Genomic DNA, 21,871 nt, shown 5'->3' on the forward strand with positions numbered 1-21,871 from the left:
CATTCTGAATCAGCAAAAATCCACACAAGTTGTTCTTTAGTTATGCTTTTAAATAGTGCTCAATCACTGTCGTCCAGTAACTGATATATAGGGTATTTCTCTTGCTGTTTAGCCTTAATCCCTTTCAGGTCAAGCTATCTAGCGAGCCGACTATCTTATCATAATGATTTGAATTGTCAAGCTTTTTTATGTTTTGTCTTAGCTTGGTAATCTAAGTAATAAGTTGGTTAACTTACTGCTTAGCTTCCTTTGCTGTGGGGCGTATTATATAGATTCTGACAGGGGTGTCAACCGCTTTATTAGAGGTTTTTAGGTTTATTTGATAAGACTTTTAATAATGCATAGTTTTCAATGGGTTAGAGGAAGTTTTTGTTTGATTCGCTTAAATAATAACTCAGCTTTAAACAGTATCTATCGATATTCATTAATTGTCATCTATAGCGTTGCCATTAAGAACTTACTTTAAGCTAAAATCTTGAGGCTCCATACTGACTTTTTGGCATATTTATCTGCTTATTGATAATTGCCTTCGCTGTGTCCTTAGCTAACTATGATTTACACGTCTTGATATTCGTATAGATAGCATCTATATATAGAAGCCGACCTAATCCCTTACTATCTAGTGTTGATACACAGTTTTTTGCTATAATAGCTGACTTTATAATATTGCTTAATGGCATTTCTTATTAGCCTTGATTGTTCAACGGTTGATTGTTTGAAATTTTGCCTTTAAGTGATATCTATCTCTTATAACATATCATAGCAGTTGGATATAATTGACGCAGTCTTGCGGTTATATGATTGATGGTTGCAATCATCACTGCCAACGGACGCAAAAAGGTGAATAGATTATGGTAGCGATTACTTTACCCGATGGTAGCGTAAAAAACTTCGAAGGTAGTACCACCGTCATGGAAGTGGCACAAAGCATTGGTGCAGGATTGGCTAAAGCAACGGTCGCCGGACGTGTAGATGGTCATCTAGTTGATGCGCACGACCCTATCGCTCATGATGCTAAGGTTGAAATCGTGACACCAAAAGATGATGACGGTGTCGATATCATTCGCCATTCTTGTGCTCACCTATTAGGTCATGCTGTTAAGCAGTTATATCCTGATGTAAAAATGGTGATTGGTCCCGTTATCGATGATGGTTTTTATTATGACATTTATAGCGAAACACCGTTTACACCAGAGCATATGGCAGCCATTGAAAAACGCATGATGGAGCTCATCAAGCAAGATTATGACGTTATCAAAAAAATAACGCCACGCGATGAAGTCATCAAAATCTTTGAAGAACGTGGTGAAGACTATAAGCTTAAGCTGATTAATGATATGCCAGGCGAAGAAGCGTTTGGCTTATATCATCATCAAGAATATGTCGATATGTGCCGTGGTCCACACGTGCCGAACACCAGATTTTTAAAAGTATTCAAACTGACCAAAATGTCTGGTGCATATTGGCGCGGTGATGCCAAGAACGAGCAACTGCAACGTATCTATGGTACAGCATGGGCGGATAAAAAAGATTTAAAAGCCTATATTCAGCGTATCGAAGAAGCTGAAAAACGTGACCATCGTAAAATTGGTAAAGCGTTAAATCTGTTCCATATGCAAGAGCAAGCGCCAGGTATGGTGTTTTGGCATGCGAATGGTTGGACGATATATCAAGTACTTGAGCAGTATATGCGTAAAGTACAGCACGATAACGGTTATGAAGAAATCAAGACACCGCAAATCGTCGATCGTAGTTTGTGGGAGCGTTCGGGACATTGGGGTAACTATGCGACTAACATGTTCACGACTGCCAGCGAAAATCGTGATTATGCGGTAAAACCGATGAACTGCCCGTGTCACGTGCAAGTCTTTAACCAAGGCTTGAAATCTTACCGTGACTTACCACTACGTATGGCTGAGTTTGGCTCATGCCATCGAAACGAGCCATCAGGTTCGCTACATGGTTTGATGCGTGTACGCGGCTTTACACAAGATGATGCTCATATCTTCTGCACACAGTCGCAAATCCAGCAAGAAGTCGCTGACTTTATCAAGCTAACCCTTGCCGTTTATGAAGACTTTGGTTTTGATAATATCATTATGAAACTCTCGACTCGCCCTGAAAAACGGGTCGGTAGCGATGAATCTTGGGATTTTGCCGAAAAAGCTTTAGCCGATGCATTAGATAGCTCAGGATTAGATTGGGCTTATCTGCCCGGTGAAGGCGCATTTTATGGTCCGAAGATTGAATTTAGTTTAAAAGATTCTTTAGGTCGCGTCTGGCAGTGCGGTACGATTCAGGTTGACCCAAACATGCCTGAGCGCCTTGATGCCGAATTCGTCAATGAGCAAAACGAGCGCGAAGTACCTATTATGTTGCACCGTGCCATCTTAGGTTCATTCGAGCGCTTCATTGGTATTTTGATTGAAAACTACGCTGGTTGGATGCCCGTTTGGCTAGCACCGCAGCAAGTGGTGGTGATGAATATCACTGATAAACAGGCAGATGCTTGTGAAAATGTGGTCAGCGAACTCAAAAAGTCAGGTTTGCGAGCTATTAGTGACTTGCGTAACGAAAAGATTGGATTTAAGATACGAGAGAAAACATTAGAACGCGTTCCCTATATGCTAGTATTAGGGGATAAAGAAGTCGAATCGGGCAGTGTCAATGTCCGTACTCGCGAAGGTGAAAACCTTGGCGTGATGAGTGTTCCAGAATTTATTACATTAGTACAGACCGCTGTCAGCAACAAAGGCCGACAGACCCCAAAAACAGATGAGGAGTAATACCTATTAAACAGTCAAACCGTTTGAACATCAACGAAGATATCACAGCCAAAGAAGTCCGTCTCGTTAAAGAAGACGGCGAACAGATGGGCGTGGTCGATATCGAAACCGCGATGAAAGCGGCACGTGAGGACAGTCTAGATTTGGTCGAATTGGTTCCTGAAGCCAAACCGCCAGTATGCAAAATCATGGATTATAAGCATTTCCTCTATGATCAAAAGCAAAAAGCGAAAGAAGCTAAAAAGAACCAAAAGCAAACTCAGCTAAAAGAGATGAAGCTGCGTCCTAGTACTGAAGAAGCTGATTATCAGGTTAAACTGAAAAAAATCGTCAGCTTTTTGGAAGACCAAGACAAAGTTAAAATCAGTATTCGCTTTCGTGGCCGTGAAATGGCGCACCAAGAGATTGGTCGCAAGCAGCTAGATCGTATTATCGAAGATACTGCTGAGATTGCTAACGTTGAGCAATATCCTAAGATGGAAGGTCGTCAGATGGGTATGCTGCTTGGGCCAACTAAGAAAAAGTAATCTGTTTATTAGATGGCTGTTAGTCAATATAGATATGTATAACCTTAACCATCAATATACTGCGGGATATTGATGGTTTTTTATTTTGTGCATAGATACATATCTCTTTTAAATATGTTTAGTCAGATATAATTGGCTGACTCTATTTTACAAAACCTACCTTCTCAACCATTTGATTACGCGGTAATCTAAAGGTCTGTTTTATATTTGCTAATCAGTATTTATTAAAAATTTCTAGTAAGTGTATAAAAATAACGTATATCACGACCATCAGAGTCGTTGACAAAAACACTACTTTTATCCAATATTGAAGGAAATTTCATGCAAGAATTGACCCCACCAGAAAATGCAACGACGCCAAGTATTTCTCTAACCGCGCCTGAACCTGTGAGAGAAATACAAAAAAGCGAAGCAGATCAGATGGTCAAATTGGATGACAGCCAAATCCCAGAACTTGATGCCAAGGTCGATGCCTTTGTTGAGCATGTGATTAATAATTCTGTGCACAGTGCTGAATTTCAGCAAAATGTGCAATCGATTCATAATCTCGGTACCAAAGAGATTCGTGAATCAGCCCAAGTGTCTAATCGTATGCTGGATTTACCCGCCAAAAGCCTCAATGACAGCTTGTTTGATAATTCTCCTATCGCCAAGTCATTGACTGAGTTGCGCGGTATCGTCGAAGATTTAGATCCCAGTAAAAAAGAGCTGACCAGCTCACGTAAATTATTCGGTCTCATTCCATTTGGCAATAAAGTACAGGATTACTTCCGTCAATATGAATCGGCACAGTCGCATATCAATGCGGTTGTTACCAGTCTATATAATGGTAAGGATGAGCTGCTCAAAGACAATGCGATGATTGAGCAAGAAAAAGTCAATATGTGGGAGCTGATGCAATCCATACGTCAATACGTTTATGTCGGCAAAAAAATCGATGAGCAGTTAGAACAAAAGGTTTATGCGATAGAAGCGACCGATCCCGAAAAAGCACGCATTATTAAAGAAGAGATGTTGTTTTATGTGCGTCAAAAAAACACCGACTTTTTAACCCAATTAGCCGTGAACGTGCAAGGCTATTTAGCGCTCGATACCATTCGCCGCAATAATTTAGAATTGATAAAAGGCGTTGATCGAGCCACCACAACCACCGTATCTGCACTACGTACAGCGGTCGTGGTTGCACAAGCGATGACCAATCAAAAACTGGTACTTGATCAAATTACTGCTTTAAATAAAACCACCAGCAGCTTGATTGAATCGACCTCAGCGATGCTAAAACGTCAGTCAGGTGAAATCCATGAGCAAGCGACCAGTAGCAGCATTGAGCTTGATAAATTGCAAAACGCTTTCAATAACGTCTATGATACGATGGATATGATTAGCAATTATAAAATTGAAGCGCTAGAGAACATGAAACAAACAGTCAATACTTTGACTACTGAAGTCGATAAGGCTCAGAAATACTTGGATAAGTCTAACCAAACAACAGTATTAGAAGTGTCGAAAGAGATAGACAGTAAAAAGATAACCAATAAATCAAGTACAGTCGATATCGACATTTGATTCGTTTTAATAGTTGTTGCCTATTAAAGGTGGCCACTTCCTGCTACCAAATACACTTAAGACAATTGACGCAAGATATTGCAACGTCGTTCGTGTTAAGATAGTCATTATTAATAATTTTAAAAATAGATACGGTAATTTATGAGTTGGAACGATCCAAACGCCTCAAGTGAGGCAAAAAGATATGACAATCCTATCCCTAGTCGCGAACTGATACTCAGTACGATTAATGAGCATGGTGAAGTCACGCATCAACAATTGGCAAAAGCCTTTAATATTGATGACCCAGACCAGTTTGACGCTTTAGGCAATCGTCTAAAAGCGATGGCACGTGATGGACAAGTAAACCGCGACGGTCGTCCTTATCGCTATCGCACGGTGACCAAGCAAGATGTCGTCAGAGGTACAGTGTCTGCACATCCTAAAGGCTTTGGCTTTGTATTATTAAGCGATATGCCAGATTTGTTTTTGCATGAAAAGCAAATGCGCTGGGTTTTCAACGGTGACACTGTAGATGCAGTCGGTACATCGACAGACAATCGCGGGCGCACAGAAGGACGTATCGTCGATGTCGTTGAACGTCGCCAAAACAACTTCATTGGTACATTAGCGCGTGATGAAGATGGCTACTGTGTCGAGCTTGGTAGTCCAAATAATCACCAGCCGATTACCGTCACTGAAGAAAATGTACAAGCGATGAATGCCAAGCAAGGATCTCCTGTTAAGGTTGATGTTATTGATTGGCCAAATCAGCATGAATTTGCGACGGGAAAAATCACTGAAGTACTGTCTGACGACAATGATCGCGAACTGATTATTGAAACCCCCCTACTCAATTATGACATCCCATCAGATTTTAGCGAAGCAGCACTGAAGCAAGCCAACGATTATCAAGAACCGACTGAAAAAGATCTAAAAGGTCGTAAAGATTTGCGTGATCTGCCACTGGTGACTATCGATGGTGAAGATGCACGTGATTTTGATGATGCCGTATTCGCCGAAAAACGCTCAGGTGGCAACTATCGTGTCTTAGTTGCGATTGCGGATGTCAGTTATTACGTTACACCAAACTCGCCACTTGATAAAGATGCCTACGAGCGCGGTACGTCCGTATACTTCCCGCATCGTGTGATTCCAATGTTGCCTGAAGTGCTCTCTAATGGTCTGTGCTCACTGAATCCTGACCGTGATCGTCTTTGTATGGTAGCTGATATCAAAATATCACGAGCAGGCAAAGTGACTGGTTATGAGTTCTATCCTGCTGTCATGCACTCACAAGCACGTTTAACATATAATCAAGTGAATGCTTATCTTGAGAACCCAGAAGATAAGAGCGTACCTAACGGGTAATAAAGACGTCAAAAAATCTGTCGATACCTTACATCAATTGTATGAGCTACTGCTGAAAAAGCGTGAAGAGCGCCATGCAATGGAGTTTGAAACAGTTGAGACCTACATTAAGTTCAATGAGAAAGGTGGTATCGAAGCAATCCTACCGCGTACTCGCGGTGATGCTCAAAAACTCATTGAAGAATGTATGCTGCTGGCCAATACTTGTGCAGCGAACTTTGCACTCAAGCATGACCTTCCTGTCTTATATCGTAACCATGACAAACCTGATGGCGAAAAATCAATGCGTATTCACGAATACGCAAAGAACTTTGGTTTAAGCTTCCCAGAAGAAAATCCAACGCAAGCCGATTATCAGCGCATTATTGAAGCCACCAAAGACAGACCCGATGCAATTAGTATCCACAGCATGCTGTTGCGCTCAATGATGCAAGCAAACTATGCACCTGACAATATCGGTCACTTTGGCTTAGCTTATGACGAATATAGCCACTTCACCTCGCCGATTCGTCGTTACCCTGATTTGATGCTGCATCGTGCCATCAAAGCAAAAGTGACCAATACTCAGCAGCCCGTAATGGACTTTTCTCTTGAAGCGGCTGGCACGCAAACCTCAGATACTGAGCGCCGTGCCGAAAAAGCCTCACGCTATGTAGAGTCTTGGCTCAAGTGTCACTATATGAAAGATCATGTTGGTGAAGAGTTCGAAGGTGTGGTCACTACAGTCACAAGCTTCGGTTTGTTTGTTACCTTGACTGACCTATATATCGATGGTTTGGTTCACATCTCTAATGTCGGTGATGACTTCTTTGTTTACGATGAACAGCAACAACAGCTGATCGGTAAAGACAAAGGGACATTATTCGGACTGGGTGATCGCGTTAAAGTGAAAGTTGCTGGCGTCAATATGGATCTGCTACAAATTGACTTTGATTTAAAAGCCAAATTGCAATCTAGTGAAATGAATCAAACGAAGAGCGCACCTTCTAAGAAAGGCACTGATAAGAAAAGTACTGATAGAAGAGGCCCCGCTAAAAAGACTGGCAGCCGTAGTAAAGGCGCAAGTAAGAAAAGCTAGTGTTAGCAAACACTTCAAATAATAAAAAGGCCAACGTCATCGTTGGCCTTTTTTGTGCGTGGTATTTTATAACGACTACTTAAATCATTATTGCGTATTACTCATCTGGTCTAGAAGTTCCTTGTCTGCTTCCTGAGCCTGATCTATTTTCGCGGTAGCATTATCGAGAATGGCTTTAGGCTGTTTGCCAAGTGGCTGGCTTGCGACATCTACTGAGCCACTTTCTACATCATCCGTATTTGGTAACGCTGTATCGGGAGATTGCTCAGATCCTGCGTCACTTATGACTAGCTCTCTATTTTTATCACGTTGATTGCCATTAATGAGGTTGAAACCTAGTAACGCAACCATGCCCACTAGGGCGAATATAATCAAGTGTTTCATTTGCATAAAAAATGTCTCGTATTTGAATGATAATCAGATATACGTTTCGTTGCATTTTTTATGCCTAGTTTTTAGCAGGTTTTTACAAATTATTCTTGCGGGCTATTATTATTCAGTAAATCAGTCTCGTCAGAGCTTTCTGCAATTTCCTGTTCGACTTTTTCCATGAGTTTGTCGTCAGGACGAGCGTTAAGCACCTCATCAGCATTGCGACCTTGTAAAATCAATTTGGCACGAGCCTTTGCTTGTTTTTTGTCCTTATCATCAACGCTATTATCTTTATTCTGGTTTTTATCAGTCACTTTGGGCATGATTGGCGTAATCGTCATGTCTGACTTAGCACCATCAGTGTTAGCCTGCATATGCTCAAACGCTTTTTCTAAGTTACTATTGAATCGTAAACGATAAATCGGTTCAGGCAAGCTGAAGCCTTCATTTTCTAACGCATGCTTGGTCTCACGAATGGCAATACTGCGTGCTTTTGAGAAATCCGTGTCTGATTGATCCACCCAAATTTGAAATTCCAAAATGATATTAGAGTCGCCAACATTGGTAATGACAGCCACTGCTTTTGGTTCATCTAAAACGAATGCTAATGTATGTATCGCATCCAGTCCGACCTTGATAGCCGCTAATGGATCATCATTGGCATCAACACCTAACTCAAAGGTAAATCGACGTTCTGGATTTTTGGTGTAATTTAAAATCGTTGCTTTAAATACTTCAGCATTGGGAATGCGCAACTGGTTACCATCTAAAGTCATCAGAATAGTCGCACGTGAGGTTAGCCGTACTACAATCCCTTCTTGATTATTAATTAAAATATGATCACGTGCGCGAAATGGTTGGCGAATACTGAGCATGAGCGAGGCAATGTAATTCTCAATAGTGTCTTTGACCGCAAAACCAACGGCGATACCGATAACGCCTGCACCGCCAAGCAAAGTGCCTAAGATGGTTTCGGCGCCTATCAAACTCAGCGCAAGAATCAAACCGAAAATAATAAAAATGACTTTAACGGTTTGTGACAACAATTCGGCGACAAACGGATTGGGCGTGAGCCGTTGCCACATTTTTTTGCGATTAGACAGCCAACTACCAAACCATGTCACCAATGCAAATAGGACAATGCCGACCAATAGGAGTGGCAGGGCTTTGACTAGATTTTTGGCTTGTGCTTTAAGACCTTGATAAACGGTAGTGACATTGTCTTGAACATCAAGCGTGCGATCAATCCGATCTTCGACAGTGACCACATCTGTCAGACGGTTGGTCAAATTAATGGCTTGTTGCGCTTTTTTCTCGTTCGGCGTCTCTCCGGTTAAGGTGACAACACCTTGCGTAACGCTGACATTGACAGCCTGTAGACCTTCTATTTCAGAAAAAATACCCTGAATACGTTGACGAATGTCATTGTCTTTTTGCGGAGTAGGAGTGGTTTCGATTTGCGCATTATTGGTGCTCTCACCACTGATTATGGGTGGTGGCGCTGGCTCAGGTATGACCACTGGAGATGCTGAAGCTTCCTCTTCTGATGGCGCATCAAGTAAAGGTTTGTCAGCTGCTGGGTTTTCTGCTGTATCTATCCCCAATGCAGTGGTTATACCAGTCACCTCTTCACCAACCGCATACACTGGAAAGGCAAAAAGGATGCTTAGTAACAACAGCATTTGACCGCACGCTTTTATAAAATCGCGCATCGTTGAGCGGTCAAAGTCAGTGTTCATAAGCATCCTTTGCTTTTTATAGATTTTCGTACTCATCTTTCTTTACTGAATTTTCAATAATCATTAACTGTCTAAATAAACTTGTGCCTCGCCTAAGTTTAACGTGCCTTCATAGATTGCGCGACCAGTAATGATACCTTCAATACAATCGCCATAAGGTTTCAGCAGTTCGATATCTTTCATATTGGTCACGCCGCCTGAAGCAATCACAGGCAAGCCGCCTTCACGTGCCAAATTGACAGTTTGTTCAACGTTGACGCCTTGCATCATGCCATCACGGTTGATATCGGTGTAGACAATCGACGATACGCCGACATCTGCAAAGCGCTTTGCAAGCTCGGTCGCCTTGGTATCCGTCACATTTGCCCAACCATGAGTGGCGACCATGCCGTCTTTAGCATCGATACCTACAATGATATGACCCGGAAATTCGCGGCAAGCTTCTGCGACAAAATCCGGATCTTCGACCGCTTTTGTACCAATGATGATATAAGTCAAACCAGCCGTAATATATTGCTCAATGGTGTTCATGTTGCGCACACCGCCGCCCAACTGAATAGGCAGATTCGGGTAAGCTTTAGTAATATCATTCACCACTTGTCTATGAACGGGTACGCCGTCAAATGCCCCATTCAAATCAACCAAATGCAGTCGACGTGCACCTTCCTCTACCCAGCGTGCTGCCATGGCCACTGGATCATTAGAAAAAACCGTATCATCCTCCATACGGCCTTGTTTTAAGCGGACACATTTACCATCTTTTAAATCAATAGCCGGGATAATGACAGGCACAGCACACATATAGCATTCCTTATAAAGCACAACAATAAATATATTTAGAAAAGTAAATTTAAAAATCAGAGTGTATTGAACGTTCAACACCCTCTAAACACGCATAAAAACATCAGTCAAAAGTGACTTAATATATAGACAAATCAAAAGCTATCCATGATAGACCCAAAAGCCGCTTCGATAGATAGAAATGACCATAAAAAAACGGTCAATCATAACCATAAGTTTTAATACATTGAATCACTGGCAACATTAGATAAATTCAATTACTGACTGGCAATTTTAGGTCAATTTAGCGTATAATCCTAGGTAAATTTTTATTTGTTTCTATGTGATAGTAACCATGCGCTGCGCTTTTTATTGAGTCATTTATGGCTTAGTGTTGCATAGCGGTCAGGATGAGTCGAGCAGCAGCTAAGTGCATCTTTTTGATGTTGGCTGACATATTGCTAAGAAGGGTTATATTAGAAATTTCAACTGGTGGCCTCTAAACAGTCTACTCTACAGCACTAAACTCTAATGACGCCTCTTTCTTTTTTATAGTCTCTATCGTCTCTCTATCACTAGCTAACTATTTTAGAACAGTCATTACTAGCTGTATAGCCGCTTATTGATGTGAGTGAAATCTACTTAATAATGGCTTCGCTAATTTGTCTGTCAACCAGTTTATCATCTATTTCGATAGATCATCTTTTGGCTGCATTCTTATCTAATTGCGTATCTATTAACAAGATATCAAACCAATAAGGGTGGTCAATTGCGCTGGTGTTGCAAGCTTTAATTTTCAATGAAACGTATGATAGAGCTATTGTCTACACAATCATTTTCGCTAAAGGCTTGAACGATTGCGTTTGATTTGATGGTTTTAACATACACCTTGGTAGCCAGTCGCCACTTTGGTCATTCGAATAAGACATTAACGTGTTGTTAAGGAGTCTAAGGTCAGCGTTAATACTCTTACTAGTAGTTATGATCATGCGTTATTTTTAGAGATCCTTTGTCACTATCCTACTATAGGAAGAGAGACGTGGGGGCTTTATTGAATGACGCAGATGTTCATGCTACCGATATACCAAACAGGACGTCTGGTATCGTTTTAGACTATGGACTAAGTTTTCGCTTATGATTACCATCAAAAAAGGTTTGGATTTGCCCATCACCGGTGAATCATCCCGCGAGATATCTGAGCACCAACCGACACATGTCGCCGTTATTGGCTATGATTATGTGGGCATGAAGCCCACGATGAATGTCAAAGAAGGTGATATCGTAGCAAAGGGTCAGCCCGTTTTTGAAGACAAAAAACGAGTTGGCGTTATCTATACTGCCCCTGCTGCTGGTAAAGTCGTCGCGATTAAACGCGGTGAACGACGTGTGTTTGAGAGCCTTGTGATTGCGGTCGACCCAAACGGTGAAGAAGTAGACTTCGAGCGCTATGACTCCCAGCAACTTGCTGACCTAGACGCTGAAGTTGTTGAAACCCAACTGCTTGCCTCTGGCGAATGGACCGCGTTTCGCACGCGCCCTTATAGCCGTGCGCCAGAAATCGGTGCCCGTCCTCATGCTATTTTTGTCACCGCTATGGATACCAATCCATTAGCATTTGACCCAATGCTGCTGATTAACGATCAGTTGCAAGCGTTCAATGACGGACTTGCTGTCTTATCGACACTCAGCCCCAAGACCTTTGTTTGCCATCATGGTGATGCCCAATTGACGCCAGTTGCCAAAACGGCGGCTAATAATGTCACTGAGTATCATAGCTTTACTGGTAAGCATCCTGCTGGTCTGGCTGGCACGCACATTCACTTTTTGCACCCAATCATGCGCGGCGTGACCGTATGGACGATTGGCTATCAAGACGTGATTGCGATTGGTAAGCTGTTCACCAGCGGTCGCTTATATACGCGCCGTATCATTAGTTTGGCGGGCCCTGCAGTCGCCAAGCCACGTTTGGTGGCTACTGAGCGCGGTGCTGATATCGCTGCTCTGACCAAAGGACAGCTGGCGGCTGGCGAGAACCGTATTATTTCTGGTTCGGTATTGTCAGGTCGCAAAGTGTTTGGCAATACGGCTTATCTTGGTCGCTTTCATAATCAAATCAGTGTGCTGCCAGAAGGGCGTGAACGTCCAGCGTTCCATTTCCTAAGTGTCGGCACCAACCGCTTCTCTAAGCTGCCTATTTATATTTCTAAGTTTTTTGGTAATAAGAAATATAACTTTACGACCACGAGTAATGGTTCACCGCGAGCGATGGTACCTATCGGGGTTTATGAAGAGGTCATGCCGCAAGATTATCTGCCGACACAGTTACTACGTGCATTAATTGTCGAAGACATGATTAGCGCCGTAGATTTGGGCGTGCTCGAATTGGACGAAGAAGATTTAGCATTATGCACCTTCGTATCTCCTGGCAAATATGAATTCGGTGATATTTTGCGTGATAACTTGACGCGCATTGAGCTGGAGGGCTAACCACGATGAAATTTTTACACAATATGTTCGATCGTATGGAGCCGTCTTTCACCAAAGGTGGCAAACACGAAAAATACTATGCTATCTTTGAGATGTTTGATACGTTTTTGCGTCAACCAAGCTCAACCACATACTCAGCATCACACGTACGCGACGGTATTGACCTAAAGCGTATTATGATTACCGTATGGTTATGTACTTTCCCAGCCATGTTTTGGGGTATGTACAACATCGGTCATCAAGCACTAACGGCGATTGCAACCCTTGGTTTACAGCCTGAAGGCTGGCGTACCGTTATCACCAGTATGGCAGGCTATAACCCAGACAGTATCTGGGCAAGCTTTGTTTACGGGGCGATGCAATTTTTACCGATTTATATCGTCACTTTTGCGGTCGGTATTCTCTGTGAGATTATCTTTGCTGTGGTACGCGGCCATGAAGTCAACGAAGGTTTCTTTGTGACCTCAGTGCTGTTTGCGCTTTGTTTACCACCAGATATCCCGTTATGGCAAGTTGCCCTCGGTATTATCTTTGGTGTCGTAGTCGCAAAAGAAGTGTTCGGTGGTACGGGTAAAAACTTCCTGAACCCTGCCCTATCGGGTCGCGCATTCTTATACTTTGCTTACCCTGCTTATATGTCTGGTGACTCAGTATGGACAGCGGTCGATGGTTTCTCTGGTGCGACGCCACTTGGTCTTGCCGCGTTAGGCGTAGTCCCTCAAGACTTCGTCGACGTCTACGGTAATGCCATCACTTGGGGTGATGCGTTCTTAGGTAATATGCAAGGCAGTATCGGTGAAGTATCAACACTGGCTATCCTAATGGGTGCCGTCGTTCTACTTTGGACGCGTATTGCTTCATGGCGTATTATGGCAGGTTGTGTGGTAGGTCTGATTGCTACTTCTCTTGTCTTTAATATGATTGGTTCTGAAGACAATATGATGATGAACCTGCCGTTTTATTGGCACTTAGTTATCGGTGGCTTCGCCTTTGGTGCCGTATTTATGGCAACCGATCCTGTATCAGCTGCGCATACCAATAAAGGCCGCTGGGCTTATGGTATCTTGATTGGTTTTATGACGGTATTGATTCGCGTCGTGAACCCAGCTTTCCCAGAAGGCATCATGCTGGCCATTTTATTCGCCAACTTATTTGCTCCATTGTTTGATTACTTTGTGACCCAAGCAAACATCAAACGCCAAACAGCTCGGAGGGTTCGTTATGTCCAAGCCCAAAAGTAATAATGCGAAAACCATCAGTGTGGCATTGACGCTATGCTTGGTGTGTTCCGTCTTAGTTTCAGCAGTAGCGGTTGGTCTAAAACCTGCTCAAATTGAAAACGCACGCTTAGACCGTAACAAAAACATCTTGGTTGCCGCTGGCATGTACGATGCCGAGTCTGATACAGCAGATGATGTTGCTGAACGTTTTAAAGATTTCGATGTCGAAATTATTGACTTAAGTAAAGGCAGCTACGTTGATGATGAAGCGCTAAAAGCCGCTGGCATCCCTGATCGTAATGCTTATGACGCAAGCCAAGCGACTAAGAATAAAGCACTGAGTGAAGATTTAGGCAACAATGACCCTGCTGGTATTGGTCGCAAGCCTAAATATGCCAAAGTCTATGTTAAAAAAGATGATGCAGGCAAACCTGAAATGGTTGTTTTGCCGATTCAAGGCTATGGACTATGGGGCACTATCTATGGTTTCTTAACCCTTGAAAGCGATATGAATACCATAAAAGGTATCAGCTTTTATGAGCATAAAGAAACCCCAGGTCTAGGTGCTCGTATCGAAGAGCCAGAGTGGCGTGCGAAGTGGAGCGGTATCCACTCATATGACGAAAACGGTAATGTTGCCACTGGTGTGACCAAAGCGGGTACACCAAAAGAGAACTGGGTCGATGGTATCAGTGGTGCAACCTTGACCGGTCGCGGTGTCAGTAACATGATTCAGTTTTGGTTGGGTGAGCAAGGTTATAAGCCTTATTTAGATACGCTACGTAAAGAGAGTGGTCAAGCAATTGATAATGCGGCAGATACAAAAGCTGCGCAATCAACGCTGAGCGCTCAACCTGAAACCGAACTGGCAGCCAAGCGACCAGTAGCAAACGGCAAGGAGGCATAACATGGCTGACACTAAAAGTATTTTAACCTCGCCTATTTTTGATAATAACCCCATTGCCCTACAGATTCTTGGTATCTGTTCGGCACTGGCGGTCACCACAAGCATGGCTAATGCCATGGTAATGTGTGTGGCGTTGACCTTAGTCACGGCGTTTTCAAGCTTCTTTATCTCGATCATTCGTAAGCAAATCCCTTCAAGCATTCGTATTATCGTACAGATGACTATTATTGCTTCCTTGGTTATCTTAGTGGATCAGGTGCTAAAAGCCGTTGCTTATGATGTGAGTAAAGGCTTGTCGGTCTTCGTTGGTTTGATTATCACCAACTGTATCGTGATGGGTCGTGCCGAAGCATTTGCCATGAGCAATCCACCAGTGCCAAGCTTTTTAGATGGTATTGGTAATGGTCTTGGCTATTCTGCGGTTTTGCTGTTTGTCGCGACTATCCGTGAGCTACTTGGCTCAGGTACGTGGTTTGGTATCACCATCCTACAGCCTGTCACTGATGGCGGTTGGTATATTCCGAACGGTCTATTACTGTTGCCACCGTCAGCATTCTTTATTATTGGTTTGTTCATTGCCATTATCCGTATCTGGAAACCTGAGCAGGTTGAAGACGCTGAATTTGTAATGAAGCCGCAGTCTAAAGGCATGGCACATGGAGGCGGTCACTAATGGGACATTATGTTAGTTTATTTATAACCTCAGTCTTTATTGAGAATATGGCGCTGGCCTATTTCTTAGGTATGTGTACTTTCTTGGCCGTATCAAAGAAGGTTTCAACCGCTATTGGTCTGGGTGTTGCTGTGGTCGTCGTGATGGCGATTACCGTACCGCTAAACAACTTACTCTTTCAGTTCATTCTAAAAGATGGTGCGCTGGCATGGGCAGGTTTCCCTGATATCGACTTAAGCTTTTTGGGCTTGCTCAGTTATATCGGCTTGATTGCTGCGACCGTACAGATTCTAGAGATGTTCCTCGATAAGTTCGTCCCTAGTCTGTATAACGCCCTTGGGGTGTTCTTGCCACTTATCACTGTAAACTGTGCCATCTTAGGTGGTGTACTGTTTATGGTTGAGCGTGACTATAATTTCGGCGAATCAGTCGTTTATGGTGTGGGCGCAGGCTTCGGTTGGGCATTGGCGATTACCGCATTGGCCGGTATCCGTGAAAAGTTAAAATACTCAGACATTCCAGCACCGCTGCGTGGTCTTGGTATTACTTTTATCACAGTTGGTCTGATGTCACTTGGCTTTATGTCTTTCGGCGGTATGTCAATTTAGACCGCTAAGCTTAACAGCCTATTTAGCGATTTGACCTATTTAATTCATTTATTCGGTAGGGGTTCAGGAAACACGCAATGACGTCTTTTCGCACCCCTACTCCATAGATTAAGGATACCTACCATGGATTACGCTACGGCGATTGGTGGCGTTGCTATGTTTACCTTGATCATCATGGGCCTCGTTGCCATTATTTTGGCGGCGCGCTCAAGACTGGTCAGTTCAGGCGATGTTACCATCCATATCAATGATAATCCCGATAATGACGTCGTGACCCCAGCAGGCGGTAAATTACTACAAACCCTTGCAAGCGAAGGTATTTTCTTATCTTCAGCCTGTGGTGGCGGTGGTACGTGTGCGCAGTGTCGTTGCCGCGTTATTGAAGGGGGCGGCTCTATCTTGCCCACCGAAGAAGGCTATTTTACTCAAGGCGAAATTCGCAATCACATGCGTTTGGCTTGTCAGGTAGCCGTTAAGCAAGACATGAAAATCGAGATTGACCCTGAGTTTTTTGATGTACAAAAGTGGGAATGTGAAGTTCTCTCTAATGATAACGTTGCTACCTTTATTAAAGAGCTGGTCCTTAAAATTCCAGATGGCGAAGAAGTAAACTTCCGTGCTGGTGGTTATGTGCAGTTAGAGGCACCGCCGCATGAAGTGCATTATAAAGACTTTATCATTGACGAAGAATACCGCGAAGACTGGGAAAAATTTGGTATTTTCAACTATGTCTCAAAAGTTGATGAGCCAGTTATTCGTGCTTACTCGATGGCCAACTACCCTGAAGAAAAAGGCCTTATTAAGTTTAATATTCGTATCGCCAGTCCACCGCCACGCGGTCCTGACGGTATTCCACCAGGCAAAATGTCATCATGGGTATTTAGCCTAGTACCTGGCGATAAAGTGACGGTTTCAGGTCCTTATGGTGAATTCTTTGCCAAAGAGACTGACGCTGAAATGATTTTCGTTGGTGGTGGTGCTGGTATGGCACCGATGCGCTCGCACATCTTCGATCAGCTTAAACGCTTACATACTAAGCGTAAAATCAGCTTTTGGTATGGTGCACGCTCTATCCGCGAGATGTTCTATGTTGAAGATTATGATCAACTAGCAGAAGAGTTTGATAACTTTGAGTGGCATGTGGCTTTGTCTGATCCATTACCAGAAGACAATTGGGAAGGTCCAACCGGCTTTATCCATAATGTACTACTTGAAAACTATCTGAAAAACCATCCAAACCCAGAAGACTGTGAATACTACATGTGTGGGCCACCGATGATGAATGCGGCGGTCATCGACATGCTACACAGCTTGGGCGTGGAAGATGAAAACATCATGCTTGATGACTTTGGTGGTTAAGTGGGTGGTTAAGCTGCTTGATTAAATTGGGTGATAAAACCTGTTCATCAAGCAAACAGTATTACCCAGATAATATATGCTAAATTAAGAGTCTCAATGGAGGCTCTTTTTTTATGGGCTAAATAAATTAGATGATGTGATGAAAAACATATTCGCACAAGAAAGGATTCTTATGAAAACCAAAGTTAAAGATTTAACCATTTGGATAACCGGTGCTTCTAGCGGTATTGGTGAAGCACTATCTATCGCCTTTGCCAAACGCGGTGCCAGCATTATTTTAAGTGGCCGTGATAAGGATAAATTAGAAGCGGTTAAAAGTCGCTGTAAAAACAGCAAAAAACATATCGTTGTCTCCTTTGATATCGTCGATGCTAAGCAAGCAAAAGAAGCCTATGAAACAATCAAAGCCCAAACTGGAAAAGTGGATTGGCTGATTAATAATGCCGGCGTCAGTCAACGCTCCCTTATCATGGAAACCACTGAAGACGTCGAACGCCAAATCATGGAGATAGATTACTTTGCGCAAACGCGGCTGACCAGATTGGTATTGCCCGATATGATTGCGCAAGGCGGCGGCAAAGTTGTCATGGTATCGAGCGTGGCAGGTTTACTTGGTACCCAATATCGCGGCGCTTATGGTGCTGCAAAAGCGGCTATCCATATGTGGGCAAACAGTCTACGCGCTGAATTGCATGACCAAGGCATCGAGGTGGCGACGATATTCCCAGGATTCATTCAAACCAATATCTCTATAAATGCCCTGACCGGTGATGGTAGCGCACAAGGAACGATGGATGAGGCAACCAATAAAGGACTGACGGCGACTACATTTGCCAAACAAGTCGTCAAAGCGCTGACTAAAGGTGAAGAATATATTATCGTTGCTGGTAATAAAGAAAAACTCGCCACTAGAGTCAATCGTTTATCGCCGCCAAAGCTGTATAAGCTCATCCGTGAATCAAAAGTAAAATAAATCTAGTCGTTTAAGCCACTAGGTCTTAAGTCGATGATTGGCGTTATGGGTAACAAGGGGTGTAAAATGGGCGATGCTAATAGAACGTGCCACTCACCCTTTTGCCATAAAAGCTATTGTGATTAATATGAAAACACCAATAATGCAAAAATTAGCCCCACTCTCATTGTCTAACAAATCGATGAAAACCACTTGCTTGTCCGTCATTGCTATCAGTGCTATAGCCAGTCTTAGTGCTTGCCAGCAAACGCCAGATTATGATTATCTCAGCGGTGAGACCATGGGAACGAGCTACCATATCAGTTATCAGCTACCTGCGGATGCAGATGAAGCGGCCATCCAAGCGTCGATTGATAAGCGCTTGCAGCAAATCAATGACAGTATGTCTACCTATCAAGCAGACTCTACTATCTCTAAGTTCAACCAGTTAGGTAAAGACATCCCTCTCACTATCGATGCAGATTTTGCTCACGTACTTGATGTGTCACGAATCGTCTATCAGCAATCTGGTGGCGCCTTTGATCCTACCGTCATGCCATTGGTAGAGACTTGGGGCTTTGGTAGCACCATGACCGTTGAGCGCTTGCAAAGTCCACCGACAGCACTTGAGATTGCTCAAGCAAAAGCCTTGGTAGATTTTGAGAGCATTATACAAAAAGAGCAGAGCATTTATAAAACTAAAGACGGGGTCGGGCTTGATTTCTCAGCAGTTGCTAAAGGTTATGGCGTCGATGTGATTGCCGATGTGCTCAGAGATGACTATCAAATTCGCAACTACATGGTAGAGATAGGGGGTGAAATTGCAACCTCTGGGGTCAATAACCAACAGCAGCCGTGGCAAATTGCGATTGATGCGCCTATTGAGGACAGTACGGTCAGCGAGCGTCAGACAATATCAGCGATTCGTCAACCAATCAATACCGATAATCAGATGTATTTGGCAACTTCTGGCAACTATCGTAATTCCGTCATATTCGACGGTCAGCGCTACAGTCATACGATTGACCCAACCACTGGCAAGCCTATCGCGGGCGGCGCACCATCGGTAACCGTTGCAGCAGACTCAGTTGCATTGGCAGATGCGTGGGCAACCGCCCTCACTGCGATGCCTTATAAAAAAGCACTTGCAACTGCCAAAGCACAAGATATAGCTGCCTTGTTTGTTGTTTTAGCTGATGAGGCAAAGGCGACGGATTCTGATAAGAATACTGACCAGTGGCAAGTGGTACAAACACCAGCGATGCAAGCATTACGCGCTGACAAACAGCCTTAGAACTTAGTCGTAATAGAACTTAGTCGCAATACTGTAAACGGCTCGATAACCATCAACGAGCCATACAAAAATTTGCTATACTGGTTTTGCTATACTATTAAGGTATTACCCTAGTAGATAGCCACACTATTTTTAAAAATCGAGGTTTCCTCTATGCTTAGTCAATTGCTTCCCATGCTTGCCATTACCTTTACCGTATTCGTCCTGTTCTTTATCTTTATGGGTATCGGTTATATGGTTAAAAAGAAGCCGCTTAGAGGATCTTGTGGCGGCGTTGCTAAACTAATGGGTGATGAAAATTGCTCGTTTTGTGGAAATGATCCCAATAAGTGTGATTCAATCGTGGCAGAACAGCAAGAAAATGCCCTTAAAGCCGCTCAGCTAGGCAAACCTATATAGCTAAATTTTATAAATACCGCGTTTGTTACCATACGCTGGTAGTATTTACCTAACATCTGTTCTTATAATAGCGTCTAGTCCTTTGCAAGGGACTGGCGCTATTTTTATTTGTGCCAGCCACGACGTATCTAGTTAGCATCGCTTCAAGATATTTTGGATATCAATACGGCACGTGCAAGGCCTGTTAATAATAGTAGACTAAATAAATCTAATACCGTATCCAGTTGATAGGCGATTGAAGATAAGCGCGCTTTCAAAATGGTTACTCATATATCTTGTATTCTGCAAATAATTTCTAGTTCTAATTTACGATTCTAATTGATGATTTTAATCACCGTCTAGGTGCGTTTTCTTTGGTGTTATTTACAAGCGACGATGCTTCGGCGCTGTTTGATGACGTGTCCTTTTTCTTATTATAATAGTCGTGCTGCTATGTCTACCTCTGCTGATTTGCCACCTGATGTGCCATTACAGTCTCATTCAGATACGCCGTCACCGTTTGAGCTGCCCTCCTCACGCTTCACTTTTTGGCTCATTTTATGTGCCATGATTTTGCTCGCCACCAATATGCGTGCGCCTATTGTTGCTCTCGGCTCTATTGCCCCCGTTGTACAAGATGCCCTCAATATCTCTGAGACGCAGATTGGTTGGCTAGGAGCAGTGCCCATGCTGACTTTTGCGGTGGGCGCACTGATCGCGCCAGCCATTGGTAAGCGTTTTGGGCTTGAGAATACGCTCATTGCGATGATTGCGTTATTAACGATTGGTATGATGATTCGTACCGTTATTCCCACTTGGTCTGGGTTTTTGATTGGTACCTTATTGTTGACGTTGGCTATCGGTTTTGCGAATACCTTAGCTGCCCCTGTTATTAAACAGCGTACGCCCCAGCATATTCCACTCATAACAGGGCTATTTAGTCTAACGATGACGGTGACGGCAGGTATCGTCGCTGGAGTTGTACTGCCATTATCTGAGCAAGTGGGCTGGCAATGGGCACTGGGTGGGTGGTCGCTATTGGGCATTTTTGCGATCATTATTTGGATATTTTTGCGGTTGCGTCTGGGTTCGTCTAGTCATCAAGCAATTGTGCCACCTACCTCTGGATCTTCTGACATCTCCATGTGGCGTACGCCTTTTGCTTGGCAAATTGCGGTATTTATGGGGCTGCAATCACTATTATTTTATACCGTTGCCAGTTTCTTACCCTCTATTTGGGTCAGCAAAGGGCTATCTGCAGTGCAAGCAGGACAAATGGCTTCAGTGTTTCAGTTTATGGCGCCAGTCTCTATTTTGAGCCTGACGTGGCTGATCAATCGTGGCCGCCCTATTCAGGCGCTGGCGGTGTTTGCAGCGGTGCTGAATGTTATTGGTATTTTAGGAATCAATTATTTATCTACCGACCTCGCGTGGTTGTGGTCAGGTCTGATGGGCATTGGCTGCTCCGCTATTTTTACCTTGAGTATGATGCTGTTCTCCTTACGTACTTATACGACCAACCAATCTAGTGAGCTGTCGGGTATGGCGCAATTCGTCGGTTATTTGATTGCCTTTTTTGGTCCCTTAGGGACAGGTTGGCTACATGAAGCGACTGGCAGCTGGGATTTACCACTATTCATTATGCTCATTTTGATGGTTATCAACGTCGTCATTGCTTGGGTAGTGAGTCGTCCAGTGATGGTCGATGGCAAAAAGCTTTAATATCAAAAACTACAGTAACCTTAGGATAATATTGGTGTCTGTCTTATTTTGCTACACTGGTTTGATTGCTTAT

At 43.3% G+C, this 21,871-nt stretch carries 16 protein-coding genes and 1 pseudogene; 14 read left to right on the top strand and 3 right to left on the bottom strand.

Translation table 11 applies throughout. The annotated features are described in order from the left end of the window. The first annotated feature begins 851 nt into the window (after window positions 1-851). The 4 genes and pseudogenes from thrS (at window position 852) to rnr (ending at window position 7,307) form a co-directional block, all read left to right on the top strand. Entirely contained in the window at window positions 852-2,786 is a 1,935-nt protein-coding gene (gene thrS / locus JMW85_RS00260) for a threonine--tRNA ligase (RefSeq protein ID WP_201580572.1), read from the top strand. A 23-nt stretch (window positions 2,787-2,809) separates the two neighbouring features. Beyond that, window positions 2,810-3,313 (top strand): translation initiation factor IF-3, encoded by a 504-nt coding sequence (infC, locus tag JMW85_RS00265; protein WP_045447656.1) that lies wholly within the window; start codon window positions 2,810-2,812, stop codon window positions 3,311-3,313. Window positions 3,314-3,634: 321 nt separating this feature from the next. Further along, a complete protein-coding gene (locus tag JMW85_RS00270; protein ID WP_201580573.1) occupies window positions 3,635-4,879 on the top strand; it encodes a toxic anion resistance protein in 1,245 nt (414 codons plus the stop codon). 141 nt (window positions 4,880-5,020) lie between these two features. After that, window positions 5,021-7,307 (top strand): annotated as a pseudogene (rnr, locus tag JMW85_RS00275) (ribonuclease R). Window positions 7,308-7,394: 87 nt separating this feature from the next. On the opposite strand, the gene JMW85_RS00280 reads toward rnr, so the two are convergent. The 3 genes from JMW85_RS00280 to hisA form a co-directional block, all read right to left on the bottom strand. Continuing rightward, window positions 7,395-7,697: a hypothetical protein gene (locus JMW85_RS00280; RefSeq protein ID WP_201580574.1), complete on the bottom strand. Its 303-nt coding sequence runs from the start codon at window positions 7,695-7,697 to the stop codon at window positions 7,395-7,397. Window positions 7,698-7,780: 83 nt separating this feature from the next. Further along, on the bottom strand, window positions 7,781-9,418 hold the full coding sequence (locus JMW85_RS00285; protein WP_201580575.1) for a mechanosensitive ion channel family protein: 1,638 nt from the start codon (window positions 9,416-9,418) through the stop codon (window positions 7,781-7,783). Window positions 9,419-9,481: 63 nt separating this feature from the next. Then, complete coding sequence (hisA, locus tag JMW85_RS00290) at window positions 9,482-10,219, bottom strand: 1-(5-phosphoribosyl)-5-[(5-phosphoribosylamino)methylideneamino]imidazole-4-carboxamide isomerase (protein ID WP_201580576.1); 738 nt, start codon at window positions 10,217-10,219, stop codon at window positions 9,482-9,484. Between the two features lie 1,113 nt (window positions 10,220-11,332). On the opposite strand from hisA, the gene JMW85_RS00295 reads away from it, so the two are divergent. From JMW85_RS00295 to JMW85_RS00340, 10 genes are all read left to right on the top strand, one after another. After that, a complete protein-coding gene (locus JMW85_RS00295) occupies window positions 11,333-12,685 on the top strand; it encodes a Na(+)-translocating NADH-quinone reductase subunit A (RefSeq protein WP_201580577.1) in 1,353 nt (450 codons plus the stop codon). A 5-nt stretch (window positions 12,686-12,690) separates the two neighbouring features. Next, on the top strand, window positions 12,691-13,926 hold the full coding sequence (locus JMW85_RS00300) for an NADH:ubiquinone reductase (Na(+)-transporting) subunit B (RefSeq protein WP_055125672.1): 1,236 nt from the start codon (window positions 12,691-12,693) through the stop codon (window positions 13,924-13,926). After that, window positions 13,907-14,812 (top strand): Na(+)-translocating NADH-quinone reductase subunit C, encoded by a 906-nt coding sequence (locus tag JMW85_RS00305; protein ID WP_045447646.1) that lies wholly within the window; start codon window positions 13,907-13,909, stop codon window positions 14,810-14,812. Before JMW85_RS00300 ends, JMW85_RS00305 begins: the two co-directional genes overlap by 20 nt. A gap of 1 nt (window position 14,813) precedes the next feature. Continuing rightward, window positions 14,814-15,485 carry an NADH:ubiquinone reductase (Na(+)-transporting) subunit D gene (locus tag JMW85_RS00310; RefSeq protein ID WP_055125671.1) on the top strand — a complete coding sequence of 224 codons (672 nt, stop codon included), beginning with the start codon at window positions 14,814-14,816 and terminating at the stop codon, window positions 15,483-15,485. Then, window positions 15,485-16,093, top strand: coding sequence for an NADH:ubiquinone reductase (Na(+)-transporting) subunit E (gene nqrE / locus JMW85_RS00315; protein WP_011281361.1), 609 nt, complete (start codon window positions 15,485-15,487; stop codon window positions 16,091-16,093). The genes JMW85_RS00310 and nqrE overlap by 1 nt, the downstream gene beginning before the upstream one ends. 123 nt (window positions 16,094-16,216) lie before the next feature. Beyond that, window positions 16,217-17,452: an NADH:ubiquinone reductase (Na(+)-transporting) subunit F gene (nqrF, locus tag JMW85_RS00320; RefSeq protein ID WP_045447641.1), complete on the top strand. Its 1,236-nt coding sequence runs from the start codon at window positions 16,217-16,219 to the stop codon at window positions 17,450-17,452. 172 nt (window positions 17,453-17,624) lie between these two features. Continuing rightward, entirely contained in the window at window positions 17,625-18,425 is an 801-nt protein-coding gene (locus JMW85_RS00325) for an SDR family NAD(P)-dependent oxidoreductase (RefSeq protein ID WP_201580578.1), read from the top strand. Window positions 18,426-18,606: 181 nt separating this feature from the next. Further along, the gene (locus tag JMW85_RS00330; protein WP_227681679.1) at window positions 18,607-19,698 is read left to right on the top strand and encodes an FAD:protein FMN transferase; all 1,092 of its coding nucleotides are present in this window, start codon (window positions 18,607-18,609) and stop codon (window positions 19,696-19,698) included. A gap of 153 nt (window positions 19,699-19,851) precedes the next feature. Beyond that, on the top strand, window positions 19,852-20,097 hold the full coding sequence (gene nqrM, locus JMW85_RS00335) for a (Na+)-NQR maturation NqrM (protein ID WP_201580579.1): 246 nt from the start codon (window positions 19,852-19,854) through the stop codon (window positions 20,095-20,097). 432 nt (window positions 20,098-20,529) lie between these two features. Next, window positions 20,530-21,798, top strand: a complete 1,269-nt coding sequence (locus JMW85_RS00340) for an MFS transporter (protein ID WP_227681624.1) — start codon at window positions 20,530-20,532, stop codon at window positions 21,796-21,798. Window positions 21,799-21,871: the final 73 nt, after the last annotated feature.

This window comes from Psychrobacter glacincola, assembly GCF_904846075.1.
Lineage (GTDB): Bacteria > Pseudomonadota > Gammaproteobacteria > Pseudomonadales > Moraxellaceae > Psychrobacter > Psychrobacter glacincola_C.